The following is a 24,297-nucleotide window of genomic DNA, read 5'->3' as shown; positions in this document are numbered from 1 at the left end:
TTTTCTTGACAACTGATAAATTTAGGGATGACTGATCTGGTATTATCACTTGAACTCATTAGAAACAGATCAAGTCCTATAAATCATAAGTTTGTCACAATAAATGGATAACTTTTGCTAAAATTTCAAGCTAATGCCTTTTTTCATGGTCTGAATGGGCATTTAGACGCAACACACAAAACCCCGGAAGCTTCCATCTTGCAGCAATTTAAAGGGCAAGGGAAACGCTCACCCCCACAAATACAACTATTGCAAGATGGACAGCAGTATGAGCGGTGAGGAGTGCGTTGGGGAGCCAGCACAAAGTCCAGCACTGTGGGGGGGTTTGCCTTTGCAGGTGATTGGTGTTGGCTATGGCAACTTGTATTCTTAGATCGAAAGAACTGCGTTAGCGAGTTGGCAAAACTGCATACTGCACGTAACTTGCTTAAGATTTAGGAGTACAAGCATCATCTGTTTGCCCAGCGCCGACATCAGAAAAAGGACAGCTTCTGACTATCAGAACTTCGGAAAATCGTCCACTGTGAACTCAAAAAGCGAATTGGTGTAAGTAAGTTGGTTCAACACTCCCAGGTGTATTCTTAGCTCTTACTTGCGAAAGTATCTACAAATATTTTCTCTAGTAAATCGGGGTTTTCACTCAAAAAACTTCCAGTCTCCTAGTTGCCTCTGCCCAAACAGTTACTCTGAAAGTGTTATTAATTATTCTTTTAATAAAGTATTTTTATGACTTTAGAGATATGCTTTGGTAATTAAGTTATGAAAAAATGAAAAGCTTTCTTAACTATCACTGAAACTAGTAATTTTTACGGATTGGTTTTTGGCTAAAAATACATGATTTAAAATTACAAATATTCCATCAGAAATACAATAAGCAAATAAAATACTGATAAAACTTGCCTGTTACGTCTTTATACTCTTGCTAAAGTGACAAGTCTTGTCTAAATATGGTTTAGCAATGCCAAAGCCAAAAGATTTATAAGTAATCTAAAATCTGCCAATATAAAGTGCAATAGTACCTGTGCCTGTGTCTCAACTGCCCTCTCAACCCATTGACAACAATAGTAGTGCCGCGACAGATGTCACACCAGTCGTAGCACTCAAAGAACTCGTAGCAAGGTTGCACCGGGAACAGAACAAAATTCAAGATTTGCTCAGTTCTTTAGGATTTGCCCTAAGAAGTTTCAATAATTTGAATCAGTTTTTGGAACTGATCCCCCTGATGGCAACAAGAGTGACAGATGCAGACGGGAGCGCCCTGTTTCTCTACAAACCTAATGGTCAAGTAAGATTAGAGCAGTTACATTGGCAAGATAGTGGCCAGCGAAAAAATATCCGCAAAGCGCTAGAAATAGCCAGCAGTCAAATCACGCTTCTGCCCAATGCTGCCCCTCTAGCCAATGCCACGGGTATTTTGGATGACCAGATGCATCGCTATCTGGGGCCAGATGTGCAAATCTTTGGTACGGCGATTCTAGTGAAGCATACAGAACGCGGATGGCTCTATGTTTTGAGCCGCGATCCAGAATATAGTTGGACAGAAACCAGGCAAAAGTTAGTTAGGTTAGTAGCAGACCAAACAGCCGTTGCGATCGAAAACGATGAACTAGCTGTAGAACTAAGAAAAAAAGAACGCCTAGACCAAGAACTAGAAATTGGCGCAGAAATTCAACGGCGACTTTTGCCACGTCAATGCCCCATAATTCCTGGTGCAGTCCTGGCGGCACGTTGTAAACCTGCCAATCGCGTCGGCGGAGATTACTATGACTTTATTGCTACCAATCACAATAAGATTCAGCCCAAAACCAAAGACAGCACGGAAAATAGTCGCTGGGGTTTGGTTATTGGAGATGTCATGGGCAAAGGTGTTCCGGCTGGGCTGATTATGACAATGATGCGGGGAATGTTACGGGGAGAAGTACTACATGGTAATTCCCCAGCCGGAATTCTACAAAACTTAAATAGAGTTATGTATGCGGATTTGGAAAATTCCCACCGCTTTGTAACGCTATTTTATTCAGAATATAATCCCCACAGCCGAATTTTGTCTTATAGCAATGCGGCACACAATCCTCCCTTGTGGTGGCACGCAGCCACGAAAACTGTCAGCCGTTTAGATACTCTAGGAATGCTAATCGGTTTGGATGCTAACAGCCAATATGAAGATGCCCAGGCACAATTAGAGCCTGGGGATACAATTATTTACTATACAGATGGCTTGACCGATGCTGCTGCTGCTGGTGGCGATCGCTTCGATGAAGATAACTTTGTCGCTGGCTTCAATACGGCTTGCAAGTACTGCAATGGCCCAGAGGAGATTGTGGATTACCTATTTGACCAAGTTGAGCAATTCATTGGTGCTGATAAGCAAAACACTGATGATATGACACTAGTTGTTCTGCAAATTTTATAATCATTAGCCATTTTTGCTTGCTCAAGTCATGATTAAACCGATGGTGACTAGGGATTCACTAGAGTAATTCTACTAAATTTAATTTTTTATTTATTTTTTCTTTTAATTTCCGTAGCGATCGCCCAAATGGTCGCACATCAGCCTTTTTTCAGGATTCGTTTGTATTCAGCCTTTAGGAGGATACATAAAAAATGATCGTTACAATACTTTTCTCTTAAAGTAAAAACTATATATTTTGCACATCTAGCACAGTAGGAAACGCCAAGGGGGAGACTAGGTAAAAGGTACAAGGTAAAAAGTAAAAGGTAAATTTACTTCTTCATTTTTGCTTTCTTTCTATCCTTGTGGCGCAAGCATTTCGCCTGCTCCCTCTTGTCGCTTTAATTTTCTTTTCTCCGCCGTAGCAAGTTCACAACAGCTACGACGGAGTTTTGCTTTCTTTGTTTCTTTCGCCCGGACTTGATTTTTTAAATCTCTCTGGTATTTAAGGAAATAACCTTCATTTATTGATTTGTCAACATATTTCTGAAAATATTTTATAGCGCTTCTCGTTTACGTGAGGTATATCCGTAAGGGCACGGCACTGCCGTGCCCCTACACCTTGCGATATAATGTTGTACGGCATCTGAATGGTAAGCGCTGTAGTTAAAGAATTCAAATGGCTATTCTTGCGCCCCAGCTTTTTGCAGACTCCGCGCCACATTTTTGTAACCATTAAATTCTGCAATCATTAAAGCAGTATAACCACCCCGGTTTTTCAAATTCACATCTGCCCCAGCTTGCAGTAATAACTGCACAATTTCGCCGTAACCTGCTGAAGCAGCCCATATCAATGCTGTTGCCTTCGCTGAGTCTTGAAAATTCACATCTGCCCCATTTGCCAGCAACAAATGTATTATCTCCGTGTGTTTGCGTTCGGTTGCCTTGATCAAAGCAGTTTTGCCATCATCGCTCGCAGTGTTGACATCAGCACCATACTCTAGCAGTACTTTTACTGTTTGGGTGTGTCCCTGTGATGCAGCCAGCGTCAAAGGTACTTCACCGAGGTTCTTCTCAGTAATATCTGCCCCGGAACGCAGCAATGCTTCGACGATATGGCTGTGTCCCTGCAATGCTGCTACAAGCAGTGGCGTATCACCCAGGTGGTTCCTAATTTGGACATCTGCACCCCTGTTAAGTAAGACTTGCACAACATCAATGTAGCCTTCCACAACGGCAAGGTGTAGGGCTGTTTCACCATCTTGGTCTTGGAGATTAATTTCAGCACCTTGATTTAGTAAAGCTGCTGCGATCGCACTATGTCCAGCAGCAGATGCTGCCGATAGGGCAGTTCCACCATCGGCGTTTTTCACATTCACATCAGCCCCTGCCGCTAGCAGTGCTTCCACAACCTCCAGATGTCCCAAATCTGCCGCTAATGTTAAGAGTGTCTCACCTTCCTCATCTCGGATATTGACATCGACACCAGTTTGGAGAATTGCTTGTAAAACTTCTATTTGTCCCTGCTTAACGGCGAGTTTCAACGCAGTATCATCATCTTTATCTGCGATATTCACCTTTGCACCAGCAGCCAATAAGACTCGCACTACATCGACATGACCTTTAACTACAGCTGCCATTAAAGCTGTGCTGCCATCTTCATTAGTGGCATTGACATCAGCACCTTTGGATAGTAAAAGCTGCAAAATGTCAAGCTGTTTGGCACTAGCCGCCAACATCAAAGCCGTCAAACCATAGAGTTTTCTGGGCAAGTTGATATTTGCCCCAGCATCTAGCAGCGATCGCACAATTTCGGTATAGCCTAAATTAGCAGCAAACATTAACGCCGTGGTGCCTTGGCGATCGCACGCGTCCACCCTCGCACCAGCAGCCAGTAGCGCACTCAGATGCTTAATATCCCCATTTTTAGCTGCTTGTAGCAGCAAAGTATCGTTGTTTTCAATCATGGATGAGATCCCACACAGGGGGTTTAGTTCGTCTACCCTCAAAATTTAGTCTGAGATTGTTTATCCACTTTGGCAAGAGGTTTATGCAATTCAAAATTTACTCATTCTAAATTCAAATTCAATAAAAGCAGTCTTGGCAAACATTCTGGCTATTGGGTTGATGAAAATTCTTCTCTTTCTTAGCCCCTTTTAATTTGTGCAACTTTAAGCACAGAAAATAGAATTATGCTAATTTTTATGAAGATTTTATAATAGGGCGAGAACACGATGAGTCTGGAACTTTCTGCGTCGGTGAAATATTGGCTGAATTTCTTCCATCCGGTGCTCATGTGGGCGCTATTAGTACTTTCAATCTATGCTGCCTACTTAGGGCTGCAACTACAGCGTACCAGAAATGCTCAGGGGGAAGAAAAGAAAGAACTGATTAAAGGTAGATATAACGTCAGACACTACCAAATCGGGTCTATACTCCTAGCTTTGATGGTGGTAGGTGCAATTGGAGGGATGGGTGTCACTTACATCAATAATGGCAAGTTATTTGTCGGGCCTCACCTGCTGGCAGGACTGGGTATGACGGGTATGATTGCATTTTCTGCTGCTTTGTCGCCTTATATGCAAAAAGGGGCAAATTGGGCCCGGGCAACTCACATTCTGGTGAATTTTACCCTTTTGGGGCTTTTTGCTTGGCAGGCTGTCACCGGCGTGCAAATTGTCCAAAGAATTCTCACTAAAGCATAGTTAAGTAGTCCTTTGTCGTTTGTCAATAATTCATGACAAATGACAAAGAACTCTTGACTTATCGCTTTTGCTTAGAATTAGCAGGAAACGGTATTCCCAAAGATTTATGAAAATCTTCCTGAACTTTGCGAGTTAAGCGGCGGGAGACTTGGCGGACAATTTGGTTAAGTAAGCGATCGCCTGTAGATTGAATTATAGACTTGGGTAATCGCTGAATAAACCTGGGAAAGTGCAAATCAACTATTAAATCCAATTCCCATTCAACTCTGGTAATCTCACCAATGCTAGTGGAAGTATCGTTTTCTATTAACTGTAGAGATGCGCGATAGTCTACGTCATAACCAGGCGGTTGGTAGTCAGGGATAGGGATTGTACGGATGCGGTAAATACCCTCGTCTGGAGGCAACAATTCCAAACCAATTTTAGGTTCTACATCATAACCAAAAGCACCAAAACGACCAATTACTAGAGCGTAGCCATTTTCCCCAAGTAATTGCACCTTCATGGGTTCAGCGCAACGCGAAAACCATGAGGCGTGAGTATTAAGATACTCAGCAACCTTCTCTGCTGGGGCAGGCATTTCCATAAAATCTTGATAACGGCCGTAAAATTTAGTGACCGTCGCTACATTTGCTTCTATTAATGTGTCCTCGGCTGCTTCTTGGCTGGAGGCTACAGGTAAAACTGCTTCTGTTATTTCCCAGGATTTATATTCGCTTTTTCTTGAAAGCATAAATGTATTAATGTATATTTTAGCGTTCGTCTATATTAATAATTCCCCATGTACCTGGGTCATTTCACACTAATATCCCATTTTTACCGAAACCTCATTAATCTACCATCAAGTCCATAGAATTACTAAAATAAAGAACTGAACAAGCACACAATAGTTTCCCAGGATAGCATTTCTCATGAAAGCATTTGTAGCAGGGGCAACGGGTGAAACAGGTCGCCGGATTGTGCAAGAGTTGATAGCGCGGAATATTCCCGTCATAGCTCTGGTGCGGGATATAGAGAAAGCTAGGGGTATTCTCTCTCCTGAAGCCGAATTAGTGGTAGGCGACGTATTACAACCAGAAAGTTTAACTGCTGCGTTGGGAGATAGCACAGTTTTGTTGGTTGCTACCGGTGCAAAACCTAGTTTTGATCCCACTGGCCCCTATAAAGTAGATTTTGAAGGGACTAAAAATTTAGTAGAAGCTGCTAAGGCAAAGGGAATTGAGCATTTTGTCTTAGTTTCTTCTTTGTGTACTTCGCAGTTATTCCATCCACTGAACTTGTTTTGGCTGATTTTAGTGTGGAAAAAGCAAGCTGAAGAGTATATCCAGAAAAGTGGTCTTACCTATACGATTGTGCGACCTGGTGGGTTGAAGAATGAAGATAACTCCGACGCGATCGTAATGCAGAGTGCTGATACACTGTTTGACGGTAGCATCCCCAGGCAGAAAGTCGCCCAAGTTGTAGTTGAGGCGCTGTTTGAAGCAGATGCACGCAATAAAATTGTCGAGATTGTTGCCAAACCGGAAGCAGCCTCGAAAAGCTTTAAGGAGTTATTTCAACAGTGCTGATATCCAAGAGGATTCTATTCTTCAAAATTATCGGCTTACATTTTCATGGAAAAGCGATGCCTACGCGCTTTCTCAATTAACTGGCCTCATCTAAATTGACCGCCCTTGATTTAACTGCAAGGCTTCATCCCATCCCACAGCCAAAAGGGTTTAGCATTGCTAAACCCCTACACTGATTCACCATAGATGAGCGATCGCTCTCTCATTACTTTCATCTTCACAAAAAGCGATACAAAATCACTTTTATTCTGGAAAGTACTCACTATTGAAAATATCTTCGGGAGTAAAAGGGCATTTTTCTGGGAAAATCTCAGGTGGTAAACCTGTTTTTTGAATCGCTTGCCTTCTAGCTTTAATATAAACTGCATCTAAGCAATTAAGAAAATAGTTATAAAGTGTTTTGGAACGAAAAGAAAATTCTAGCTCATCACGGAAATTAGTTATTTCTATTTGCCAACCTCTTTGACAATATTCTTTTTCAATTTCCCAATAACGATAAAGTAAAAGAGGAATTAATAATTGTTTTAAGTAACTTTCTACTTTTCGTCTTTGTTCAATTCCCAAAGCTTCAATTTCTTCTGCTAAATGTTGCCAATCGAGATTTTGAATATCTTTATTTTCTAATTGTTTAAGTGTTGTTTCTACCCATAAATAATAATCTTCCTCGTAAAGGGTAGGTTCAACAGATTTTAATATTTCCGTTGTCATAGCTAATTGCTGGAAAAATCAGTTATTTAATCCTAACATAGGTAAGCGATCGCTCCATCCACAAGCAAAACGTAGAGGTTTAGCAATGCGCTTAACAGTCGTCTTCAATTCTTTACCGAGAAAAGAATGGTACAAGAAGCGACCAAGGCTATACTTACTCATTATTTTCGGGAATATGTCACTTGCTATACTTACTTTATAATCATTTTTTCTAATTATTAAAAAAATCAGCGAATCGGGAATGATAACTGACAATAAAGTGTGAACTTTGCCAGAATAAGTTCGTCAATAATTTTTGTTAGTAAAGAAAGCGAATTTCAAGGAGTCGGATTCTGAAAGGCTTTGAATTCAAAGGTGTTGAAAAACTTATTGGGCCAATAGCCGCGCTTCTCGGCTTTGTGTATTTGTTGCAATGGTATATTGGAGACTTGCGATCGCCTTCTGATCCCATCTTTGCAGTTCAACAGCCGCCTCTGGTCATGAAACAGGGCGACCCCTATATCCGCGCTTTAATGCGAACCATCTCGGCGAGTGAGGCCAGTGGTAATCGTCCCTATTCGCTGTTGTATGGTGGGCAGCAAGTCAACGACCTTAGCCGACATCCTGAGATATGCGTCACAATTGTCACAGGCCCCAACACAGGTAATTGTTCCACTGCTGCTGGCAGATATCAAATTATTAACATTACTTGGTATCGTTTAGCTCCTCGTTATCACCCAAATCCAATCCAGATGATGTTTTGGACTGCTTATAGTTTTGAAGCAGAATATCAAGATGTAGTAGTTTACCGTTGGTTAAATGATTCTAAAGTTTGGGGAACTGATATTTCTCAACTGTTGCGTCAGGGAAAGTTAAATGATGTTTTGCGGCGGCTTTCTCCCACTTGGACAAGTCTAGGATATGGTATAGAAACTAATTCTGTTAGTAGCTCTTTACCTAAAGTTTATCAGAAAATGCTGCAAGAGGAATTGACCGCAGCTAATCAACAAACAGCCCCGAATTTAACATCATCGCCAACTCCTTCTAGCAAGGCAGTGAATAAGTTACCGAGGAAGCAGTGAGTTTACGCTAATTTTGAACTTCCTGCATCAAAAAATCTTTGATATTTTCCACAAATGCCAAGGTATTTTCAAAGTGAATATTATGTCCAGCATTACTAATTATTTTTAGTTGGGCAAATTCACATAGTTGAGACATTTCTGTATTAATAGATATAAATTTTTTATCATATTCACCCACTAATAATAGCAGATGAATTTTATTCTCTTGTAGCTTTTCCCACAAAGAAGGTTGGCATCCAGTTCCCATGAAGCGCAATGATTTATCTAATTCATGTGGATTATTCTGCAACCGACTTTCTATCATACGATCGTATTCTGGATGATTTTTTATATAACCAAAAATCGGCTGATTGTACCAATTTGATAAAAAAGTTGCAAAATCACTTTTTTTTATACTTCTTGTTAATTTTCTGCCTATTTGCGTATCAATTTTAATACGTTCTAATCGTTCTGCTTCTGTTGGCAAACCTGGGGAAGCTGACTCTAGAACAACTTTATGAAAACGTTCTGGAAAATGCAGGGTGAGGTATAAAGCTAATCTCCCACCCATTGAATAACCAAGTAAAAAGCATTTAGGAATTTTTAACTCATCTAACAAGTTGATTAAAGCATGAGCAGTGTTTACCATATTATAGTACTCGTCCCCACCCAAAACTTGAGTTTTGCCGTGTCCAGAAAGGTCAAGTTTTAAATAATAAAATTCGTCAGATAGTAATTTTATGGCTTCATAAAATTCATCTATGTTACCCATGAAGCCGTGTAAAAAAACAATTAAAGGTTTATCTGGGTTGCCAATTAAAGAATAGTAAAATTGATAATTTTTTATACTCATAGTCTAGCTAAAAACCATCGTTGCTGTAGAGCAAGTTATCTTATGGAATAATTTTATTTTCTTGTTCCATCTTAGAAGCCTACGGTGTACACACAAGTCTGAAATAGCTGATTAACCAAGGTTTTACCCCACCCTAACCCTCCACTTATAAAGTGGAGGGAACTTTTCTTGTTTCCCCCCAAAATATCGGGGGGATTAAGGGGGTAATTCGACTTGTGTGTACACCATAGCCTAGAAGTAGGGAACGAGAGAAAAGGAGGAAAAGTCTATAAAAATAGGTTGTTTACTAGTTCGCAACATGATGTTATGTGAATATCACGATGCACTATTAAATTTTGATGTATCGCTGTTAGTGCATCACCAATTTGGCGAATGTATTTTACATTATTTTTCTAATTATTAAGGTAAAAATCGATCTAAAGCAGCTTTTAACTGTTTAATTTCAACGTCAATATTACCCTCTTGTGCAGCTCTAGCAATACATTCAGTTAAATGTTCATCCAAAACAATTCGCGCTACTTTATCTAATGCGCCTCGCACTGCGGCAATTTGCAGTAGAACATCAGGACAAGGGCTATTTTGCTGCACCATTGTTTTAATACCACGAACATGTCCTTCTATCCGCGATAATCGATTGGCAATTCGCCGTAATGACTCTTCGCTATGGACGTGAGGATGAGCCGCCTCTCCAGTTGCATGAGTATGATCTGTATGCTCGTGGTCTGTATCGTGATGGAGGGAATGTTCTGCTTCTTGGGATATTGGCAAGGATTCCTTACCTAATCGGTTTGATCCATTCATGGGTTATCAGAAGACTTGTATTACTAAGATCCTAGCCTAGTGCGTTGCAGGGAGTGGGGAATGGGGAATGGGGAATGGGGAATGGGGCATTGAGCATGGGTAAGAGGACTTGGGGACAAGTCCTTCCCCTTGTCCCCAAGTCCCCCCTACTCACCCTACTCCCCAGGGCGGCCGCATCATGTCAACAAGCAAAGCGTATTCTCAATAGGGTCAACAATAATGTCATTAAGCCTTGCTTATTGCTAAGATTTTAGGCGTTGGCGTAGCCCGCCGCAGGCATCGCTTTGGGGCATAAAAAATAATCAAATGCGAAAGGAAAGATTTTTCCGTTAGTTTTTAACCTTCGTTGCGATCAAGAGTAATTTAGATGCGTTTGCCCTGCCCTACTCCCTACTCCCCACTCCCCTAACTCTACTGCTGACGATTGGCTCTTTCTTGGGGAATGATTTCTGTTACTACCCTACCGCTAGAACTGCCGCCTTTGACAACAATATTTTCTGTTTGTAGATTACCAACGGCTGTTTCACCTGTAAAATTTAACTGTGGGTCAACTTGTCGATAAACTACATTTCCCTGAGCTTCAACTAACTTATTGTCTAAATACCAAGTTAATGTATTAGATTTCAAAGACTGGCGACGCTGACCAATGGCGTTGACGTTACCTGTTAAATAAACCGTTTTTTGCGGTATTTTCATTTCAGCTTGATTGGCGGTGACGGTAAGATTTTCGGCACGCTGGAACATCCGCACTGGGGAATTTGTAGTGACAGTTTCTGCGTTCATGTTCCAGGTCATAGAGTTACTAGTTATTTGTACTGGTGGGTCTAGTAAATCTAATTGAGCATTTTGTTGAATAGTGGCAATTTTGGTTTTTAAGTTGATTACGGCAGAATTTCCCTTGCCGCGATCGCTAATTTTATTATCTTTGTAACGGTCAATTTGTAAAGGGCGATCGCCAATCAGTTTTTCTTCTTTAATATTCCAGATTAAATGCTCGGTTCTTACTTGTAACTGGGGATCAGTGGAATTTGCTACTACCCTTCCAGAAAATTCCATGCGCTGTTCGCGGGTTTTGACTCGCGCTTCCTGCGCCACAGCTTGTAGTTGTTTATGACTACCCTTAATCTGGTTGCGGACAATCAACAAATCTTCTTTGGGACGCCATTCTAATTCATTACCTTGCAATATAATTCCATTACGGGGATCTGTAGCAAATATCCTACCTTTCAGAAACAACTGCTTTCCATCTTGTTCAATATCTGCGACATCTGCCTTGATTTGGTAAACTACTTTGCCATCTTGATAGAGTTCACCATAAGGACTTTCAGCTTGACCAATTTGTTTTTCTTTGGTGTATTGTGCTTGTTTAGCCCTGACTTTCCAAATCGGTCGTCCTACCTCATCTGCTTGTTCTAAGGTGACATCAAAGAAAGTCAAATTGCTATCTTGGTTAGATGAACCCGCAGTATTTTGTTGAGAAGCTGTGGGAGATTTACCCCCACAGCTTACTAAACCAAATATCAAGAAAAAAATTAAGGGGAAAAGAAGGAAGGGAGGAGTAGAGGAGAAATTTTTAATTTTTCCCTCCCCCTGTCTCCCCCTTTGATGAAATTGATACGCCATTATTCTTGGATTTCTAGATGTCCATCACTAGTTCTTGGGTCTTCCAAAAAACCGATGCCAGATAATGGCCGGTATGGATAGCTTTGGCGAGGGGTTTTCTGAATATCTTCTTTGATGGCTTCTAAATCAATGTAGCGATCGCTTACATTAATTAAGCTGTCGCTGGTCATCGAACGCAAGCTCACCACTTCTACCCGCACGCCGCGATAGCTGACTGAATTTACCGCATAAGCCAAATCTCCATCACCGCTAACTAAAACTGCGGTATCATAAGAATCGACTAGTGCCATCATGTCTACAGCTATTTCTACATCCAGGTTAGCTTTTTTAGAGCCATCTGGTAGTTGCACTAGATCCTTAGCAATGACTCGATAGCCATTGCGACGCATCCACAGCAGAAACCCTTGTTGCTTCTCGTTTGTCCTGTCTACACCAGTGTAGAAAAAAGATCGCAGTAGTCTAGAACCTCCAGTTAATCGACAGAGTAGCTTTGTGTAATCGATTTCAATCCCTAGTTGCAGTGCAGCGTAAAATAGATTTGAGCCATCAATAAATATGGCGACTCGGCCCCGATTCTCCAAAACTTGTTCTGGCGTAAATATTGAATCGGTTTCAAAATTATTCAACATCATTGTGATACCTCAATTATTATCCCTGTTATTTTTGATACAAATTACCAACTTTTAGATGCTAGTCACAGCGGCTTATGATAATGTTCCGGGACTAATTTAAGTTCAGCCCCGATAAATTTTTTGAGAAAATTAAGAAATTGAACAAAATCAGAGTTTGATAAGGATTAATCGTTTTTCGGGGGTTCTATTCGCTTAAAAATCGGTTGAGCTGTACCCAACTGTTGTTTACTAGATAGTATCCCCCATGTTGCATGGGTGGCAAAAGGAGCGGTGATTGAACTTTGTATTTGATCGTTAAAGTTTATTCCAAAGCCCAGCTGCCGATAAATATCGCTACTGATGTTTGGAATAATTGGGGATAGCAGATAAGCTGCTAGTCTAACCGATTCTAGAACTGCGTACAGAACTTCTTCCACCGACTCTTGCTGTCCTTGTTTATATAATGACCAAGGAGCTTGTTCATCAATAAACTTATTACTGGCTTGCACCAGTGAAAGGATGGCTTCGCAGGCTTCACTGAAAGCTAGCTCTTGATACCCTTGTTTTACCTCTTCCCCTAGACGCAAACCAATTGTTTTCAAAGGATTTTCGTCAGAAATTCCTTCATTGCCGATTAATGGGACATTCTTTTGGGCACAGTATTTCTTCACCATGTTCAAAGTGCGATTAAGCAAATTACCTAAATCATTTGCCAAATCTGCATTCAGAACATTAATGAACCTTACTTCATTAAAATCTCCATCTTTGCCAAATTCGATTTCCTTAAGGAAGTAATAACGAACGGCATCACTACCATAGCGCTGAACTAACGCTATAGGATCAAGGGTATTACCCAGACTTTTGCCCATCTTTTGACCATCTTTGGTCAAAAAACCATGCCCAAATACTCGATCTGGCAAGGGTAAGCCAGCCGACAACAGCATTGCTGGCCAGTAAACTGCATGGAAGCGCAGAATATCTTTACCAATTAGGTGCAAGTTAATCGGCCACCATGTTTCTAAGGCATTTGCTAAAGTCGGTTCTGCATCTGGTTCTAGTAATGCTGTGACATAACCTAACAGCGCGTCAAACCAGACATAAAGGGTGTGCTTGGGATCAACTGGTACGGGAAAACCCCAATCTAGATTTACCCGCGAAATGGAAAAGTCTTGCAGCCCTTGATTGACAAAGCTGAGTACTTCGTTACGCCGACTTTCTGGTTGAATAAAATCCGGTCTAGATTGATAAAATTCTGTCAGCTTGGTTTGATATTTGGATAAGCGGAAAAAATAGTTTTGCTCGTCTCGCCACTCCACTTCTTTGTTAGTATGAATCGGGCAACGGTGTCCTTCTAGAAGATCCCGTTCTTCTTTGAATTCTTCGCAGGATACGCAGTACCAGCCTTGTTGTTGTCCCTGGTAGATATCACCAGATTCCCAGACTCGTTCAAAGAATTCTTTGACGATCGCTTCATGACGAGGTGCAGTAGTCCGACTAAAGCGATCGTATTGAATGTCTAGTAATTCCCACAAATTAACGAAACTAGGGACAATTTCATCGCAAAACTCTTGTGGTGCTTTGCCTAAACTTTCTGCCGATCGCTGAATTTTTTGTCCATGTTCATCTGTACCTGTAATTAGTAATACCTTATGCCCCAAGAGCCTGTGAAATCGCGCCACTACATCTGCTGCGATCGTCGTATAAGCACTGCCTATATGGGGCACATCGTTTACATAATATAGCGGTGTTGTTAGTGCAAATGTCAATTCTTTTTTTTTCACTAGATTCATGCAAAATAAAAATTAACTTATAAAACGTTTTACTTTTATCGGAAAAACCAAGCAATTATACAATATTATTTCTATTTTTTCCAATAATACCTTAATAGTAGCAAACTTTTCAGAGCAAAAATTGTTTTGTAATATGCATCAATTCAACTCATTTTTGCCGACAATAGCGAATCATTCTCATAATTTTTTTGAATACTTTATATTAGAAATTATTGTGATCAAAAGTACATAATCCAGAATCCGGAAAATCTATCTGGTTTTGTGGATTAGATATTTCTATCTTAAGACGGTCATGGCAGTAGTAAAGAAATGTAAAAATTAATTTAAGATAAACTGCCATATTCACCGGAAAAATATATTGATTAGGTATGAGTCGAAATAGCCCCCTAGAGATTTCTCGCGCTTTGGTGGCGGCACTCTCAACGCAAATGTTTCGTTATTACGAGGATCGCATTCCCCAGGATGCCAGCGTTTTGGTAGTCAGCAATCACCGCAGCTTTATGGATGCACTAATTTTAATGGCAGCGTTATCGAGTCCGATTCGCTTTGCTTGTCATCACTACATGGGACAAGTGCCAGTAATGCGGGAGATTGTCACCGGACAATTGGGGTGTTTTCCTTTGGAGGAAACTCAAAACCGTCAGCAAAGCTTTTTTTCGCAGTCGCAGGTGCTATTGCAGTCCAAGCAGATGGTGGGAGTATTTCCAGAAGGAACTCAACCAATGGTGAAATTTACTGTCCCAAACATGGTGGGTGAGTTTCAGCGCGGATTTGCCCATTTGGCATTACGGGCTGATGTGCAGGATTTAGCAATTTTGCCGATCGCGATCGCCTCCTTAGAAGAAGTAAACACTTCTGGCTTCCCCTTAAGGCTTTTGAGTCTATTTGACCCTTCAGAACCTTTATTTAACCAAAGTGGTTGGCATCCTCTGGTACTTTATCGTCGGGTTGCAGTGTTAATTGGTCGCCCTTATTGGATTACGCCCCAACATCAAAAAAAATATCACGGCAAGCAAGCCAAAACTGTTGTGGCTGAACTGACAGAACACTGTCATGGTGAAATTAGCACCTTACTGCGTCAAGGTTGCTATTAAAAGCATTCGATTTTCAATTTTGGATTGTCTTCACGACTTTCAGTACCTTGTTCCAAGACCTTTTTTGTTTTTGCTCAAAAGTACCGAAGCTCGTAACAGCAACAATCAGCAGTCCAAAAGTTTTATACCATTGACTAATGACCAATGACTAATGACCAATGACTATCCAAGAAGTTGAGCTAAATCCTTGTTTCCTAACTCCTAAACGAGTAAAGCCAGAGTATCCCCTGTTGGTATATTTGCCAGGAATGGATGGAACTGGTCAACTATTGCGATCGCAAACTGCTGGATTAGAAGCTGGCTTTGATGTCCGTTGTTTAGCGATCCCACGCAAAGACCTTAACACTTGGGATGTGCTAGCGAAAAGTGTATTGGACTTAATCTACGCCGAATTAGAAAAAAGCTCTCAGAGGCCAGTTTACTTGTGTGGTGAGTCCTTTGGTGGTTGCTTGGCAATGAAAGTAGCGATCCAAACGCCGCATTTATTTAAGCGAATTATCTTAATTAACCCAGCTTCGTCCTTTCGTCTTCGCCCTTGGTTGCATTGGGCATCCCAACTCACTTACTTGGTGCCATCCGAGTTGTATGATGTTGGCGCACTGGGGTTGTTGCCGTTTTTAGCATCTTTGCCACGCATTTCTCGGAGCGATCGCCATGAACTGCTAAAAACTATGCGTTCTGTGCCGCCAGAAACCGTTCATTGGCGGTTGTCTTTACTGCGAGAATTTGAAGTTGATAACAAGCAGTTAGGTCGCTTAACTCAACCAGTTTTGCTGATTGCTGGTGGTAGCGATCGCCTTTTACCTTCTGTAACTGAAGTGAAGCGGATAGGGAATATCTTACCAAATACCAAAATTGTGGTATTGCCCAATTGCGGACATGCTTGCTTGCTAGAGGAAGATATTAATCTCTATGAAATTCTTAAGGATAACGACTTTTTAGAAAGTAATGCTGATTTAGGTAGAGTTAAAAACTAAAAATTTGCCTCACATAAATTCAGGCGTATCACAACCTTTCTTTTGCCTTGTTCGGTGAAAAATTAGGGTAAACGGCATCTAAATTATCTCGTCACATTCAAATAATATTTGCGTCCTTAAAAAGCTTGACCACATATTTATTGGAGACTCTAAAATGGTTGCTCTTAAAGAGTTACTAACTCTAGAATTAGATAAATTGAATGAAGAACAACTCAAACAAGTTAGTGATTTTATTGCCTTCCTCAAATTCCGCAGCAGAAATATTAGCTGGCAAATAGATAAAAATCAAATGGCTGTTCTTTACAGTGAGTTTGCCCAGGAAGATCGTCAATTAGCTGAAGCAGGATTAGATGAATATGTAGAACTTCTTATACAAGAAGATTTGAAATGAGGGTTCAACGAGGTGAAGTATGGCTAGCCAATTTAGACCCTACCAAGGGTTCTGAACAAGGAGGCACAAGACCAGTTATTATTTTTCAAGATAATATCATTGCCGAATTTTCCACCACTATTATCACCATTCCTCTAACAACAAATTTACGTCGTGCGTCTTTGCCAACCTGTTTATTAATTGAAAGTGGTGAAGGTGGATTAGAACGAGATTCAGTTGCTCTTTGCCACCAATTGCGGGTAATTGATAAAACAAGATTGCAAAGAAAAGTGGCGACTCTGACTCCAGAAATACTCACTATTTTGGAAGGTAAAGTGTTGTTGACATTAGGTTATCAATTATAAAATCAGAACCTGTGTCACCATTCGGATGTCTATAGTTAAGGCTCAGAATAATTCCTATTTACTCTGACAAATTGTACTTGTCGGCAGATGTCAAGCCACTTACACTTTCGCTACAACCAAAAGAGAGGCTTTACAAGATGGTGTCAAGCAATGGCAGACAAACCACAAGAAATAGAAGTGAATAAATCAGTTAATTCACCCAGAAAAACTTCAGAAGGACAAATCCAGGCTCAATCATCAGTAGAAAATGAACCGTCTATAGTAGAGTTTTTTATTAAAACTGTTGCTGAGACTGGCAAAGCAGTTTTAGACACAGCAGTAGGGGTGGGAGAAGCGACAGCGAAAGAAACACACAAGTTTATTGAGCAAACAACTCAAAGTAGCGGTCAGGTTGTGAATCGCCTGAGCGAAAATTGGCTGATTAGAAAACTATCTGGAGTATTAAATCTAAATTGGCTAATTGGTACTACTGACGCTGTTGATTTGGAAAAAGCAGAAGTAGCTGTAAACAAGCTCAAGCAACAGTATCCAAATGAATCAGCTAGCCAGATTGCTCACCGAATCATGGTCGAAAAAGCAACTCAAGCAGGCACAGTTGGACTAGCAACAAGTGTTTTGCCAGGAATAGCAGTTGCATTGTTGGCAATTGATTTAACAGCCACAACCAAAATACAGTCAGAAATGCTTTATCAGATTGCATCTGTCTACGGGCTAGATTTAAAAGATCCTGCCCGTAAAGGTGAAGTTTTGGCAATTTTTGGTCTGGCCTTGGGTGGAGGCCGTCTGTTGAAAGCTGCGGGATTAGGCTTGCTGCGAAATATACCCTTGGCAGGTGCAGCGATCGCAGCTAGTTCAAATGCGACGATGATCTATTCATTGGGGTATGCTGCTTGTCGATTTTACGAAGCCAAGCTAGATGAATCAACTTCCCTAGCATCGCCTCAGACTCTGGCAACATTAAAAGCAGAGAGTGAAAAGTATTTAGAAACTGCGATCGCTCAAGAAGCCGTCATGGATCAAATTTTAGTTCACATGATCCTGGCTAGTCATCCAGAGAAGACTTGGGAAGAAATTTTGCCAGAATTACAAACTCTAAACCTCAGCCCTAACTCCTTGGATGCCATTGCGCGAAATATCAAATCACCTAAATCTTTAGATATACTGCTCAATCAGCTAAATCGTGATTTTGCTATACCCTTGCTGGCTCAGTGTTACAAAATTGCCCAGCTTGACAATAAGACTACACCAGTTGAGCAAGAAATAATAGAAGCGATCGCCAGCAAATTTGATATTGACAAAAATGGAATTGGGGCATAGGGCTTTGGGTATTGGGCATTGGGCAGAGGAGGTAAAAAAGTGGAGTTATCAGCGGAGTTCACGAGTATCAGACCCAGAACTAGCCATTTTTAATAACTTTAAAGCCTGCCAAACTCCAACGGCTTGGCAGGCTTTTGTAGTGTTTTACTAAATTAATGTTCTATCATTAATCTTTCCAAATATAACTACCTCTCTTTTTTTAAAACCTTTTCCCTTTCTAACTCGAACTTTAAGTTGCTGTTTCTCTAGTCTAATTTTTTGTCTAGTTAATTCCTGAGCTATTAATTCCTGAGCGCGGCTTTCAATTTTTATTTGGTTTTCTATTAGCTGTTCTTTAATTTTTTCTCTTAGGCTTTTGCCCATTCTTCTTACCCTTATTCTTTTAGTTTTTTAAGATGGCTCTTGTACCGTGCATCAGCCTTTTGAATTAAGTGTTTATAAAAAAGTTTTTGGCTAACGCCGGATTTGTCACCTGCTACCAATAAAATGGCTTGCCTCAATGGGTCAAAAGCAAACGCCACACGCCAAACACCACCAAAAGCTGAGAATCGTAACTCTTTCATGTTTCCGTACTTCGACCCTTTGAGCGTATCAACATGAGGACGTTTTGCTTGTGGGCCAAACATTTCTAATACCTGAGCCGTAGCAAGCAACTCATTTTTTACTTCTTGAGGTAGAGCATCGAACTCAGACTCGAAATCATGATGAAACTCAACTTGCCATTCCACTAATTTATTATGGTTAAGATGTCATACATTTTCAAGAGTATATGGATTGACACTCTCAGTACTAAATTATAGCTACTGGCCCCTACTCCCTCATCTCCCTTATCTCCTTCACCCCCCACTCCCTTCAGCCTGAAACAAGAATTTTGAGCAATACTGGTACAAGAAGGAATATTTACACAAAATCCCAACATGACAATTCAACCTAGTGATAAGCCTTTGCTAGAGTGGGCAGGCGATAGTTTGGCAATTGGATTATTTGAAGATGCAGTAGAGTTAACTGGAGAATTGGCAACTTTAGATGAAAAGTTTTCCGGGGTCTTAAAAGAACTAATTGCTGAAGAAGAATTTAAAGGTAAAGCCAACACTACCATCTTTACTCGTGTGAATCCTGGTAGCCCAGTGCGTAAATTGATTCTCGTAGGTTTAGGTAAACCAGATGCACTAAAACTCGACACTTTACGACGCGCTGCTGCTGCCGTAGCCAGAGTAGCAAAAAAGCAAAAAAGCAAAATTCTGGGATTTAGTTTCCCATTGTGGAATAACGATCCAGCCGCAAGCGCCCAAGCAATCGCAGAAGGTGTAGAATTGGCGCTTTACCAAGATATTCGCTTTAAATCAGAACCAGAAGATAAAGGTTCACAAATAGAAACCGTAGATTTACTAGGATTCGGTGGACAAGAAGCAGCCATCACCCGCGCCAATCAAATTGTGTCAGGGGTAAACTTGGCACGGGAGTTAGTCGCAGCACCAGCTAATGCAGTAACACCAATTACTTTGGCAGAAACTGCTCAAGCGATCGCAAACGAATACGGTTTACAAGTAGAAATTCTAGAAAGAGAAGACTGTGAAAAGTTGGGTATGGGTGCTTTTTTGGGGGTAGCGCAAGCTTCCGAGTTGCCACCTAAATTCATTCACCTGACTTACAAACCAGAAGGTACACCCAAAAAGAAACTAGCAATTATTGGCAAAGGTGTAACCTTCGATTCCGGTGGACTCAATATTAAAGGTGCAGGTAGCGGCATCGAAACCATGAAAATGGATATGGGCGGTGCAGCTGCTACCTTGGGCGCGGCAAAAGCAATTGCTCAAATTAAGCCAGATGTTGAGGTTCACTTCATCTCGGCGGTGGCTGAAAACATGATTAGCGGTCGCGCTATGCACCCTGGAGACATTCTTACAGCATCAAACGGCAAAACAATCGAAGTTAACAACACCGACGCTGAAGGACGTTTGACCCTAGCAGATGCCTTGGTGTTTGCCGACAAATTGGGATTAGATGCGATCGTGGATTTAGCCACCCTGACCGGTGCTAACGTCATTGCCTTGGGTGAAGATATTGCTGGTTTATACACCCCCGATGATGCTGTCGCTTCCCAGCTAGAGAAAGCTGCCCAAACTTCAGGAGAAAAGATTTGGCGGATGCCAATGGAAGAAAAATATTTTGAAGGGCTAAAGTCTGGCATTGCGGACATGAAAAATACTGGCCCGCGTCCAGGTGGTTCCATTACCGCCGCCCTTTTCCTTAAGCAATTCGTCAAAGACACACCTTGGGCGCACTTAGATATTGCTGGCCCAGTGTGGACAGATAAAGAAAATGGCTACAACGGCGCTGGGGCAACCGGCTACGGCGTTCGGACGCTAGTTAACTGGGTAGAAGGGAGTGGGGAGTAGGGAGTAGGGAGTAGGGAGCAGGGGGCAGGGAGCAGGGGGAGCAGGGGGAGCAGGGGGAGCAGGGGGAGCAGGGGAGGCGGGCTATTGCCCAATGCCCAATCCCCAATGCCCAATCCCCAATGCCCAATGCCCAATCCCCAATGCCCAATGCCCAATCCCCAATGCCCAATGCCCAATCCCCAATGCCCAAATTCGTGCTATCTTGAGCTTGCCAGCAAAAATTGTTGCAATAGTAACAGAAATAATTTGGCAGTCAGAAAGTTAAGCTTTTTCGGCAAAGCCATCTGGTAAAATTTGTAAGGTTTCTAGAAGCTGTGAGCAATGGGATCGACTCGCGTAAGGATCGCAATTGACGCAATGGGAGGGGATCACGCACCCGGTGAAATCGTTGCTGGCGCATTGCGAGCAAGGGAAGAATTGGGTGTAGATGTATTACTGGTTGGTGATCCTCAACAAATAGAAGCTGCCTTGCCGCCAAAAACGAATTTAGGGCAGGTGGAGATCGTGACTGCACAGGAAGCGATCGCTATGGATGAGGAGCCTTTAAATGCAGTTAGACGCAAACGCAAGGCTTCTATCAATGTGGCGATGGATTTAGTCAAGCAGCAAAAAGCAGATGCCGTATTTTCTGCCGGCCACTCTGGGGCAGCGATGGCATCAGCTTTGCTCCGCTTAGGACGATTGCCAGGAATTGACCGCCCAGCCATAGGGACTGTTTTTCCGACAATTGTTGCTGGTAAGCCAGTGTTGGTACTTGATGTCGGCGCGAATGTAGATTGCCGTCCGAAGTTTTTAGAGCAGTTTGCCGTCATGGGATCGGCTTACAGTCAATATGTTTTAGGTACAACCGAACCTAAAGTAGGTTTGCTGAATATCGGTGAAGAAGACTCTAAAGGCAATGATGCAGCCGTCCGTGCCCACCAACTACTACGCGAAAATTCCCAAATTAATTTTATTGGCAATGCCGAAGGGCGTGATGTGCTTTCTGGTCGCTTTGATGTGATTGTCTGTGACGGCTTTGTGGGCAATGTATTATTAAAATTTGCCGAAGCAGTCGGAGAAGTGATTCTACAAATTCTGCGGGAAGAATTACCCCAAGGATTGCATGGTCAAATCGGTTCAGCACTCTTAAAACCAAACCTGAAGCGGATTAAACAGCGGATGGATCACGCAGAACATGGTGGGGCTTTGCTGTTAGGCGTGGCAGGTGTCTGTTTTATCGGTCACGGTAGCTCACAAGCTCCTTCAATTTTTAATGCAATTCGCATGGCCAAAGAAGCCGTTGACAACCAAGTGATACAACGAATTCAGTCCCAATATATCCTAGAGCGCGAGAGCGGTTAGTCATTAGTCATTGGTCATTAGTCATTAGTCATTTGTAAAGGACAAAGGACAACTGGTACAGGACAAATGACAAAGGACAAATGACAAAGGACAAAAGACAAAAGACAAAAAGCTGATAGCTTGGGAGATTAGGAGTGCAAAACTTAGGCGTAGCAATTACCGGAAGTGGCTCGGCAGTACCAGCAACTTCCCTACACAACCAGACATTGAGTGAAGTAGTTGAAACATCAGATGAGTGGATTGCTACAAGAACTGGAATTCGTCAACGGCGATTAGCGCTGCCATCTGAGTCCTTGAGTGTACTTGCTACTGCTGCCAGCAGTCAGGCGATCGCAGCTTCGGGAATTAAACCAAAAGACCTAGACCTGATTCTGCTAGCGACTTCCACCCCTGATGATTTGTTTGGTAGTGCTTGTCAAGTACAGGCTCAATTGGGAGCCACCAACGCAGTAGCTTTTGACTTGACAGCAGCCTGCTCTGGCTTTGTGTTTGGTCTAGTTACAGCAGCCCAATACATTAGAACAGGTGTCTATAAAAATGTGCTGTTGATAGGTGCAGATATCCTCTCTCGCTGGGTAGATTGGGAAGATCGGCGCACTTGTGTATTGTTTGGTGATGGTGCAGGGGCTGTAGTATTGCAAGCTGACAAAAGCGATCGCTTATTAGGATTTGCCCTTAAAAGTGATGGCACTCAAAACCATCACCTCAACCTTGCATATACAGGCACTTCCCAAGAACTGCTCACTGGTGTCAATGTCACCAAAGGCACTTACCAACCGATTACTATGAACGGCAAAGAAGTCTACCGCTTTGCTGTGCAAAAAGTGCCCGAAATCATTGATAAAGCTTTATTTCAAGCCAACCTCAGTGTTGACCAAATAGATTGGCTGCTGTTGCATCAAGCTAATCAGAGGATTATCGATGCTGTTGCCCAACGCCTGAATGTCCCAGAACATAAAGTTATAAGTAATCTCGCCCAGTACGGCAATACCTCTGCTGCTTCTATTCCCTTAGCTTTAGATGAAGCAGTGCGGGAAGGTAAAATTAAACCCAATGACATCGTTGCTGCATCCGGCTTTGGTGCCGGTCTTACCTGGGGTGCAGCAATTTTCCAATGGGGAAGGTAAAGAATTAGGAGTTAAGAGTTATGAGTTATGAGTTATGAGTTATGAATTTTAATTTCTAACTCTTAACTCCTCACTCCTAACTTCTAACTCCTAACTCCTCACTCCTAACTCCTCACTCCTCACTCCTAACTCCTAACTCCTAACTTTTCACTTTTCTGACTCTTGACCAATGACTAAAACTGCATGGGTGTTTCCCGGCCAAGGTTCCCAAGCGCTGGGAATGGGAATAGATTTATTAGATATACCCTCCGCTAAAAACAGATTTGCCCAAGCCGAGGAAATTTTGGGCTGGTCTCTAATAAATATCTGTAAAAACGAAGAAGAAAAGTTATCACAGACGCTATACACTCAGCCAAGTCTTTATGTGGTTGAAAGCATTCTTGCTGACCTGCTTCGGGAACGAGGACACAAGCCAGATTTAGTTGCTGGTCACAGTTTGGGAGAATATACTGCCCTTTATATAGCGGGTGTCTTTGAGTGGTCGGTTGGTTTATATCTAGTAAAGCGCCGTGCAGAACTCATGGATAGTGCCGTCGGTGGGATGATGGCGGCTTTGATGAACTTTGATTGCGAACAGTTGGAAAAAGTCATTGCCCAAACGCCTGATGTGGTAATAGCAAATGATAATAGTTCGGCTCAGGTGGTAATTTCAGGTACGACTGAGGCTGTACAAGCAGTGATGGGTCAAGTTAAAGCAAAGCGTGCTATTCCCCTAAAAGTTTCTGGAGCATTTCACTCACATTTAATAGCACCAGCAGCTGCGGAATTCCAAGACATTCTAGAATCTGTGGAATTTCAGCCAGCTACTGTGCCAGTGTTGTCTAATGTAGAACCAATTTCGTCTATTGATGCCGCGACTTTAAAGCAGCGCTTGAATAAACAAATGACTGGTTCTGTAAAATGGCGAGAAATTTCTCTGCAATTACCAGCCAACGGCATTCAGCAAGTAATAGAAATTGGCCCTGGTAAAGTGCTAACTGGTTTAATTAAACGTAGTAGCCCTGACTTAATATTAAAAAATATCCAAAGTGCTGCTGATTTGCCTGATTAATTCTTTATTTATGAAAAATTTCAGTAGTATTGTAGTAACCCAAGTTGCTAGTTATAAATTGAGACTCGCGCATTTGTGTCAAAAAGGCAATAAAATCCCCTCCAGGAATAAAAACGGAGGGGAAAATGCTAAACGAAATAATTACTGTCTATGCTATCATTG

At 41.8% G+C, this 24,297-nt stretch carries 26 protein-coding genes; 15 read left to right on the top strand and 11 right to left on the bottom strand.

From position 1 onward, the window contains the following. Nucleotides 1-114 precede the first annotated feature (114 nt). Together LC586_RS23920 and LC586_RS23915 are read left to right on the top strand one after the other, a co-directional pair. Nucleotides 115-279, top strand: coding sequence for a hypothetical protein (locus LC586_RS23920; protein WP_229487150.1), 165 nt, complete (start codon nt 115-117; stop codon nt 277-279). A gap of 742 nt (nt 280-1,021) precedes the next feature. Continuing rightward, entirely contained in the window at nt 1,022-2,413 is a 1,392-nt protein-coding gene (locus LC586_RS23915) for a PP2C family protein-serine/threonine phosphatase (RefSeq protein ID WP_229487149.1), read from the top strand. 662 nt (nt 2,414-3,075) lie between these two features. Here the strand turns inward: LC586_RS23915 and LC586_RS23910 are convergent. Continuing rightward, entirely contained in the window at nt 3,076-4,359 is a 1,284-nt protein-coding gene (locus LC586_RS23910) for an ankyrin repeat domain-containing protein (RefSeq protein WP_229487148.1), read from the bottom strand. 267 nt (nt 4,360-4,626) lie between these two features. Here LC586_RS23910 and LC586_RS23905 point away from each other — a divergent pair, with 267 nt between their 5' ends. Further along, nucleotides 4,627-5,097, top strand: coding sequence for a DUF4079 domain-containing protein (locus LC586_RS23905; protein ID WP_229487147.1), 471 nt, complete (start codon nt 4,627-4,629; stop codon nt 5,095-5,097). A 58-nt stretch (nt 5,098-5,155) separates the two neighbouring features. Here the strand turns inward: LC586_RS23905 and LC586_RS23900 are convergent, their stop codons facing one another. After that, nucleotides 5,156-5,830, bottom strand: coding sequence for a DUF1997 domain-containing protein (locus tag LC586_RS23900; protein WP_229487146.1), 675 nt, complete (start codon nt 5,828-5,830; stop codon nt 5,156-5,158). Nucleotides 5,831-6,008: 178 nt separating this feature from the next. On the opposite strand from LC586_RS23900, the gene LC586_RS23895 reads away from it, so the two are divergent. Next, nucleotides 6,009-6,665 (top strand): NAD(P)H-binding protein, encoded by a 657-nt coding sequence (locus LC586_RS23895; protein WP_229487145.1) that lies wholly within the window; start codon nt 6,009-6,011, stop codon nt 6,663-6,665. 243 nt (nt 6,666-6,908) lie between these two features. Here LC586_RS23895 and LC586_RS23890 read toward each other — a convergent pair whose 3' ends face one another. Together LC586_RS23890 and LC586_RS23885 are read right to left on the bottom strand one after the other, a co-directional pair. After that, nucleotides 6,909-7,373, bottom strand: coding sequence for a DUF29 domain-containing protein (locus LC586_RS23890; protein ID WP_229487144.1), 465 nt, complete (start codon nt 7,371-7,373; stop codon nt 6,909-6,911). Between the two features lie 18 nt (nt 7,374-7,391). Further along, entirely contained in the window at nt 7,392-7,535 is a 144-nt protein-coding gene (locus LC586_RS23885) for a hypothetical protein (RefSeq protein WP_229487143.1), read from the bottom strand. Nucleotides 7,536-7,771: 236 nt separating this feature from the next. Here LC586_RS23885 and LC586_RS23880 point away from each other — a divergent pair, with 236 nt between their 5' ends. After that, entirely contained in the window at nt 7,772-8,434 is a 663-nt protein-coding gene (locus LC586_RS23880) for a glycoside hydrolase family 24 protein (RefSeq protein ID WP_229487142.1), read from the top strand. Nucleotides 8,435-8,441: 7 nt separating this feature from the next. On the opposite strand, the gene menH is transcribed toward LC586_RS23880, so the two are convergent. The 5 genes from menH to metG form a co-directional block, all read right to left on the bottom strand. Next, nucleotides 8,442-9,266 carry a 2-succinyl-6-hydroxy-2,4-cyclohexadiene-1-carboxylate synthase gene (gene menH, locus LC586_RS23875; protein WP_229487141.1) on the bottom strand — a complete coding sequence of 275 codons (825 nt, stop codon included), beginning with the start codon at nt 9,264-9,266 and terminating at the stop codon, nt 8,442-8,444. A gap of 399 nt (nt 9,267-9,665) precedes the next feature. After that, complete coding sequence (locus LC586_RS23870; protein ID WP_229487140.1) at nt 9,666-10,067, bottom strand: metal-sensing transcriptional repressor; 402 nt, start codon at nt 10,065-10,067, stop codon at nt 9,666-9,668. 411 nt (nt 10,068-10,478) lie between these two features. Further along, the gene (lptC, locus tag LC586_RS23865) at nt 10,479-11,690 is read right to left on the bottom strand and encodes an LPS export ABC transporter periplasmic protein LptC (protein ID WP_229487139.1); all 1,212 of its coding nucleotides are present in this window, start codon (nt 11,688-11,690) and stop codon (nt 10,479-10,481) included. Continuing rightward, entirely contained in the window at nt 11,690-12,319 is a 630-nt protein-coding gene (locus tag LC586_RS23860) for a LabA-like NYN domain-containing protein (protein WP_041565095.1), read from the bottom strand. The genes lptC and LC586_RS23860 overlap by 1 nt, the downstream gene beginning before the upstream one ends. 167 nt (nt 12,320-12,486) lie before the next feature. After that, nucleotides 12,487-14,091: a methionine--tRNA ligase gene (gene metG, locus LC586_RS23855; RefSeq protein WP_229487138.1), complete on the bottom strand. Its 1,605-nt coding sequence runs from the start codon at nt 14,089-14,091 to the stop codon at nt 12,487-12,489. Between the two features lie 368 nt (nt 14,092-14,459). On the opposite strand from metG, the gene LC586_RS23850 reads away from it, so the two are divergent. The 5 genes from LC586_RS23850 (at nt 14,460) to LC586_RS23830 (ending at nt 18,214) form a co-directional block, all read left to right on the top strand. Further along, complete coding sequence (locus LC586_RS23850) at nt 14,460-15,185, top strand: lysophospholipid acyltransferase family protein (protein WP_229487137.1); 726 nt, start codon at nt 14,460-14,462, stop codon at nt 15,183-15,185. 158 nt (nt 15,186-15,343) lie between these two features. Beyond that, nucleotides 15,344-16,162 carry an alpha/beta fold hydrolase gene (locus LC586_RS23845; protein WP_229487136.1) on the top strand — a complete coding sequence of 273 codons (819 nt, stop codon included), beginning with the start codon at nt 15,344-15,346 and terminating at the stop codon, nt 16,160-16,162. Between the two features lie 154 nt (nt 16,163-16,316). Further along, nucleotides 16,317-16,553 (top strand): hypothetical protein, encoded by a 237-nt coding sequence (locus LC586_RS23840; protein WP_229487135.1) that lies wholly within the window; start codon nt 16,317-16,319, stop codon nt 16,551-16,553. Beyond that, entirely contained in the window at nt 16,550-16,897 is a 348-nt protein-coding gene (locus LC586_RS23835) for a type II toxin-antitoxin system PemK/MazF family toxin (protein ID WP_229487134.1), read from the top strand. The genes LC586_RS23840 and LC586_RS23835 overlap by 4 nt, the downstream gene beginning before the upstream one ends. Before the next feature lie 150 nt (nt 16,898-17,047). Continuing rightward, a complete protein-coding gene (locus LC586_RS23830) occupies nt 17,048-18,214 on the top strand; it encodes an EcsC family protein (protein WP_229487133.1) in 1,167 nt (388 codons plus the stop codon). A 147-nt stretch (nt 18,215-18,361) separates the two neighbouring features. Here LC586_RS23830 and LC586_RS23825 read toward each other — a convergent pair whose 3' ends face one another. Next, nucleotides 18,362-18,577, bottom strand: coding sequence for a hypothetical protein (locus LC586_RS23825; RefSeq protein ID WP_229487132.1), 216 nt, complete (start codon nt 18,575-18,577; stop codon nt 18,362-18,364). A gap of 11 nt (nt 18,578-18,588) precedes the next feature. Beyond that, entirely contained in the window at nt 18,589-18,942 is a 354-nt protein-coding gene (locus LC586_RS23820) for a type II toxin-antitoxin system RelE/ParE family toxin (RefSeq protein ID WP_229487131.1), read from the bottom strand. Nucleotides 18,943-19,131: 189 nt separating this feature from the next. On the opposite strand from LC586_RS23820, the gene LC586_RS23815 reads away from it, so the two are divergent. From LC586_RS23815 to fabD, 5 genes are all read left to right on the top strand, one after another. Continuing rightward, on the top strand, nt 19,132-20,613 hold the full coding sequence (locus LC586_RS23815) for a leucyl aminopeptidase (protein WP_229487130.1): 1,482 nt from the start codon (nt 19,132-19,134) through the stop codon (nt 20,611-20,613). Between the two features lie 91 nt (nt 20,614-20,704). Further along, nucleotides 20,705-20,878 carry a hypothetical protein gene (locus LC586_RS23810; RefSeq protein WP_229487129.1) on the top strand — a complete coding sequence of 58 codons (174 nt, stop codon included), beginning with the start codon at nt 20,705-20,707 and terminating at the stop codon, nt 20,876-20,878. Between the two features lie 56 nt (nt 20,879-20,934). After that, a complete protein-coding gene (gene plsX, locus LC586_RS23805) occupies nt 20,935-21,957 on the top strand; it encodes a phosphate acyltransferase PlsX (protein ID WP_229450992.1) in 1,023 nt (340 codons plus the stop codon). Nucleotides 21,958-22,091: 134 nt separating this feature from the next. Next, on the top strand, nt 22,092-23,084 hold the full coding sequence (locus tag LC586_RS23800) for a beta-ketoacyl-ACP synthase 3 (protein WP_229487128.1): 993 nt from the start codon (nt 22,092-22,094) through the stop codon (nt 23,082-23,084). A gap of 169 nt (nt 23,085-23,253) precedes the next feature. Next, a complete protein-coding gene (gene fabD / locus LC586_RS23795; RefSeq protein WP_229487127.1) occupies nt 23,254-24,135 on the top strand; it encodes an ACP S-malonyltransferase in 882 nt (293 codons plus the stop codon). The last annotated feature ends 162 nt before the right edge of the window (nt 24,136-24,297 follow it).

The sequence above is a fragment of the Nostoc favosum CHAB5714 genome (genome assembly GCF_020829495.1).
GTDB classification, from domain to species: domain Bacteria; phylum Cyanobacteriota; class Cyanobacteriia; order Cyanobacteriales; family Nostocaceae; genus Nostoc; species Nostoc favosum.
This window is presented reverse-complemented; position numbering and strand designations above follow the sequence as displayed.

Excerpts from the sequence above, each read along its gene's own strand:
- LC586_RS23910 (WP_229487148.1), bottom strand. The coding sequence starts at position 4,359 with ATGATTGAAAACAACGATACTTTGCTGCTACAAGCAGCTAAAAATGGG.
- LC586_RS23905 (WP_229487147.1), top strand. The coding sequence starts at position 4,627 with ATGAGTCTGGAACTTTCTGCGTCGGTGAAATATTGGCTGAATTTCTTC.
- LC586_RS23900 (WP_229487146.1), bottom strand. The coding sequence starts at position 5,830 with ATGCTTTCAAGAAAAAGCGAATATAAATCCTGGGAAATAACAGAAGCA.
- LC586_RS23895 (WP_229487145.1), top strand. The coding sequence starts at position 6,009 with ATGAAAGCATTTGTAGCAGGGGCAACGGGTGAAACAGGTCGCCGGATT.
- LC586_RS23890 (WP_229487144.1), bottom strand. The coding sequence starts at position 7,373 with ATGACAACGGAAATATTAAAATCTGTTGAACCTACCCTTTACGAGGAA.
- LC586_RS23885 (WP_229487143.1), bottom strand. The coding sequence starts at position 7,535 with ATGAGTAAGTATAGCCTTGGTCGCTTCTTGTACCATTCTTTTCTCGGT.
- menH (WP_229487141.1), bottom strand. The coding sequence starts at position 9,266 with ATGAGTATAAAAAATTATCAATTTTACTATTCTTTAATTGGCAACCCA.
- LC586_RS23870 (WP_229487140.1), bottom strand. The coding sequence starts at position 10,067 with ATGAATGGATCAAACCGATTAGGTAAGGAATCCTTGCCAATATCCCAA.
- lptC (WP_229487139.1), bottom strand. The coding sequence starts at position 11,690 with ATGGCGTATCAATTTCATCAAAGGGGGAGACAGGGGGAGGGAAAAATT.
- LC586_RS23860 (WP_041565095.1), bottom strand. The coding sequence starts at position 12,319 with ATGTTGAATAATTTTGAAACCGATTCAATATTTACGCCAGAACAAGTT.
- metG (WP_229487138.1), bottom strand. The coding sequence starts at position 14,091 with ATGAATCTAGTGAAAAAAAAAGAATTGACATTTGCACTAACAACACCG.
- LC586_RS23850 (WP_229487137.1), top strand. The coding sequence starts at position 14,460 with ATGAGTCGAAATAGCCCCCTAGAGATTTCTCGCGCTTTGGTGGCGGCA.
- LC586_RS23845 (WP_229487136.1), top strand. The coding sequence starts at position 15,344 with ATGACTATCCAAGAAGTTGAGCTAAATCCTTGTTTCCTAACTCCTAAA.
- LC586_RS23840 (WP_229487135.1), top strand. The coding sequence starts at position 16,317 with ATGGTTGCTCTTAAAGAGTTACTAACTCTAGAATTAGATAAATTGAAT.
- LC586_RS23835 (WP_229487134.1), top strand. The coding sequence starts at position 16,550 with ATGAGGGTTCAACGAGGTGAAGTATGGCTAGCCAATTTAGACCCTACC.
- LC586_RS23830 (WP_229487133.1), top strand. The coding sequence starts at position 17,048 with ATGGCAGACAAACCACAAGAAATAGAAGTGAATAAATCAGTTAATTCA.
- LC586_RS23825 (WP_229487132.1), bottom strand. The coding sequence starts at position 18,577 with ATGGGCAAAAGCCTAAGAGAAAAAATTAAAGAACAGCTAATAGAAAAC.
- LC586_RS23815 (WP_229487130.1), top strand. The coding sequence starts at position 19,132 with ATGACAATTCAACCTAGTGATAAGCCTTTGCTAGAGTGGGCAGGCGAT.
- LC586_RS23810 (WP_229487129.1), top strand. The coding sequence starts at position 20,705 with ATGCCCAATCCCCAATGCCCAATCCCCAATGCCCAATGCCCAATCCCC.
- plsX (WP_229450992.1), top strand. The coding sequence starts at position 20,935 with ATGGGATCGACTCGCGTAAGGATCGCAATTGACGCAATGGGAGGGGAT.
- fabD (WP_229487127.1), top strand. The coding sequence starts at position 23,254 with ATGACTAAAACTGCATGGGTGTTTCCCGGCCAAGGTTCCCAAGCGCTG.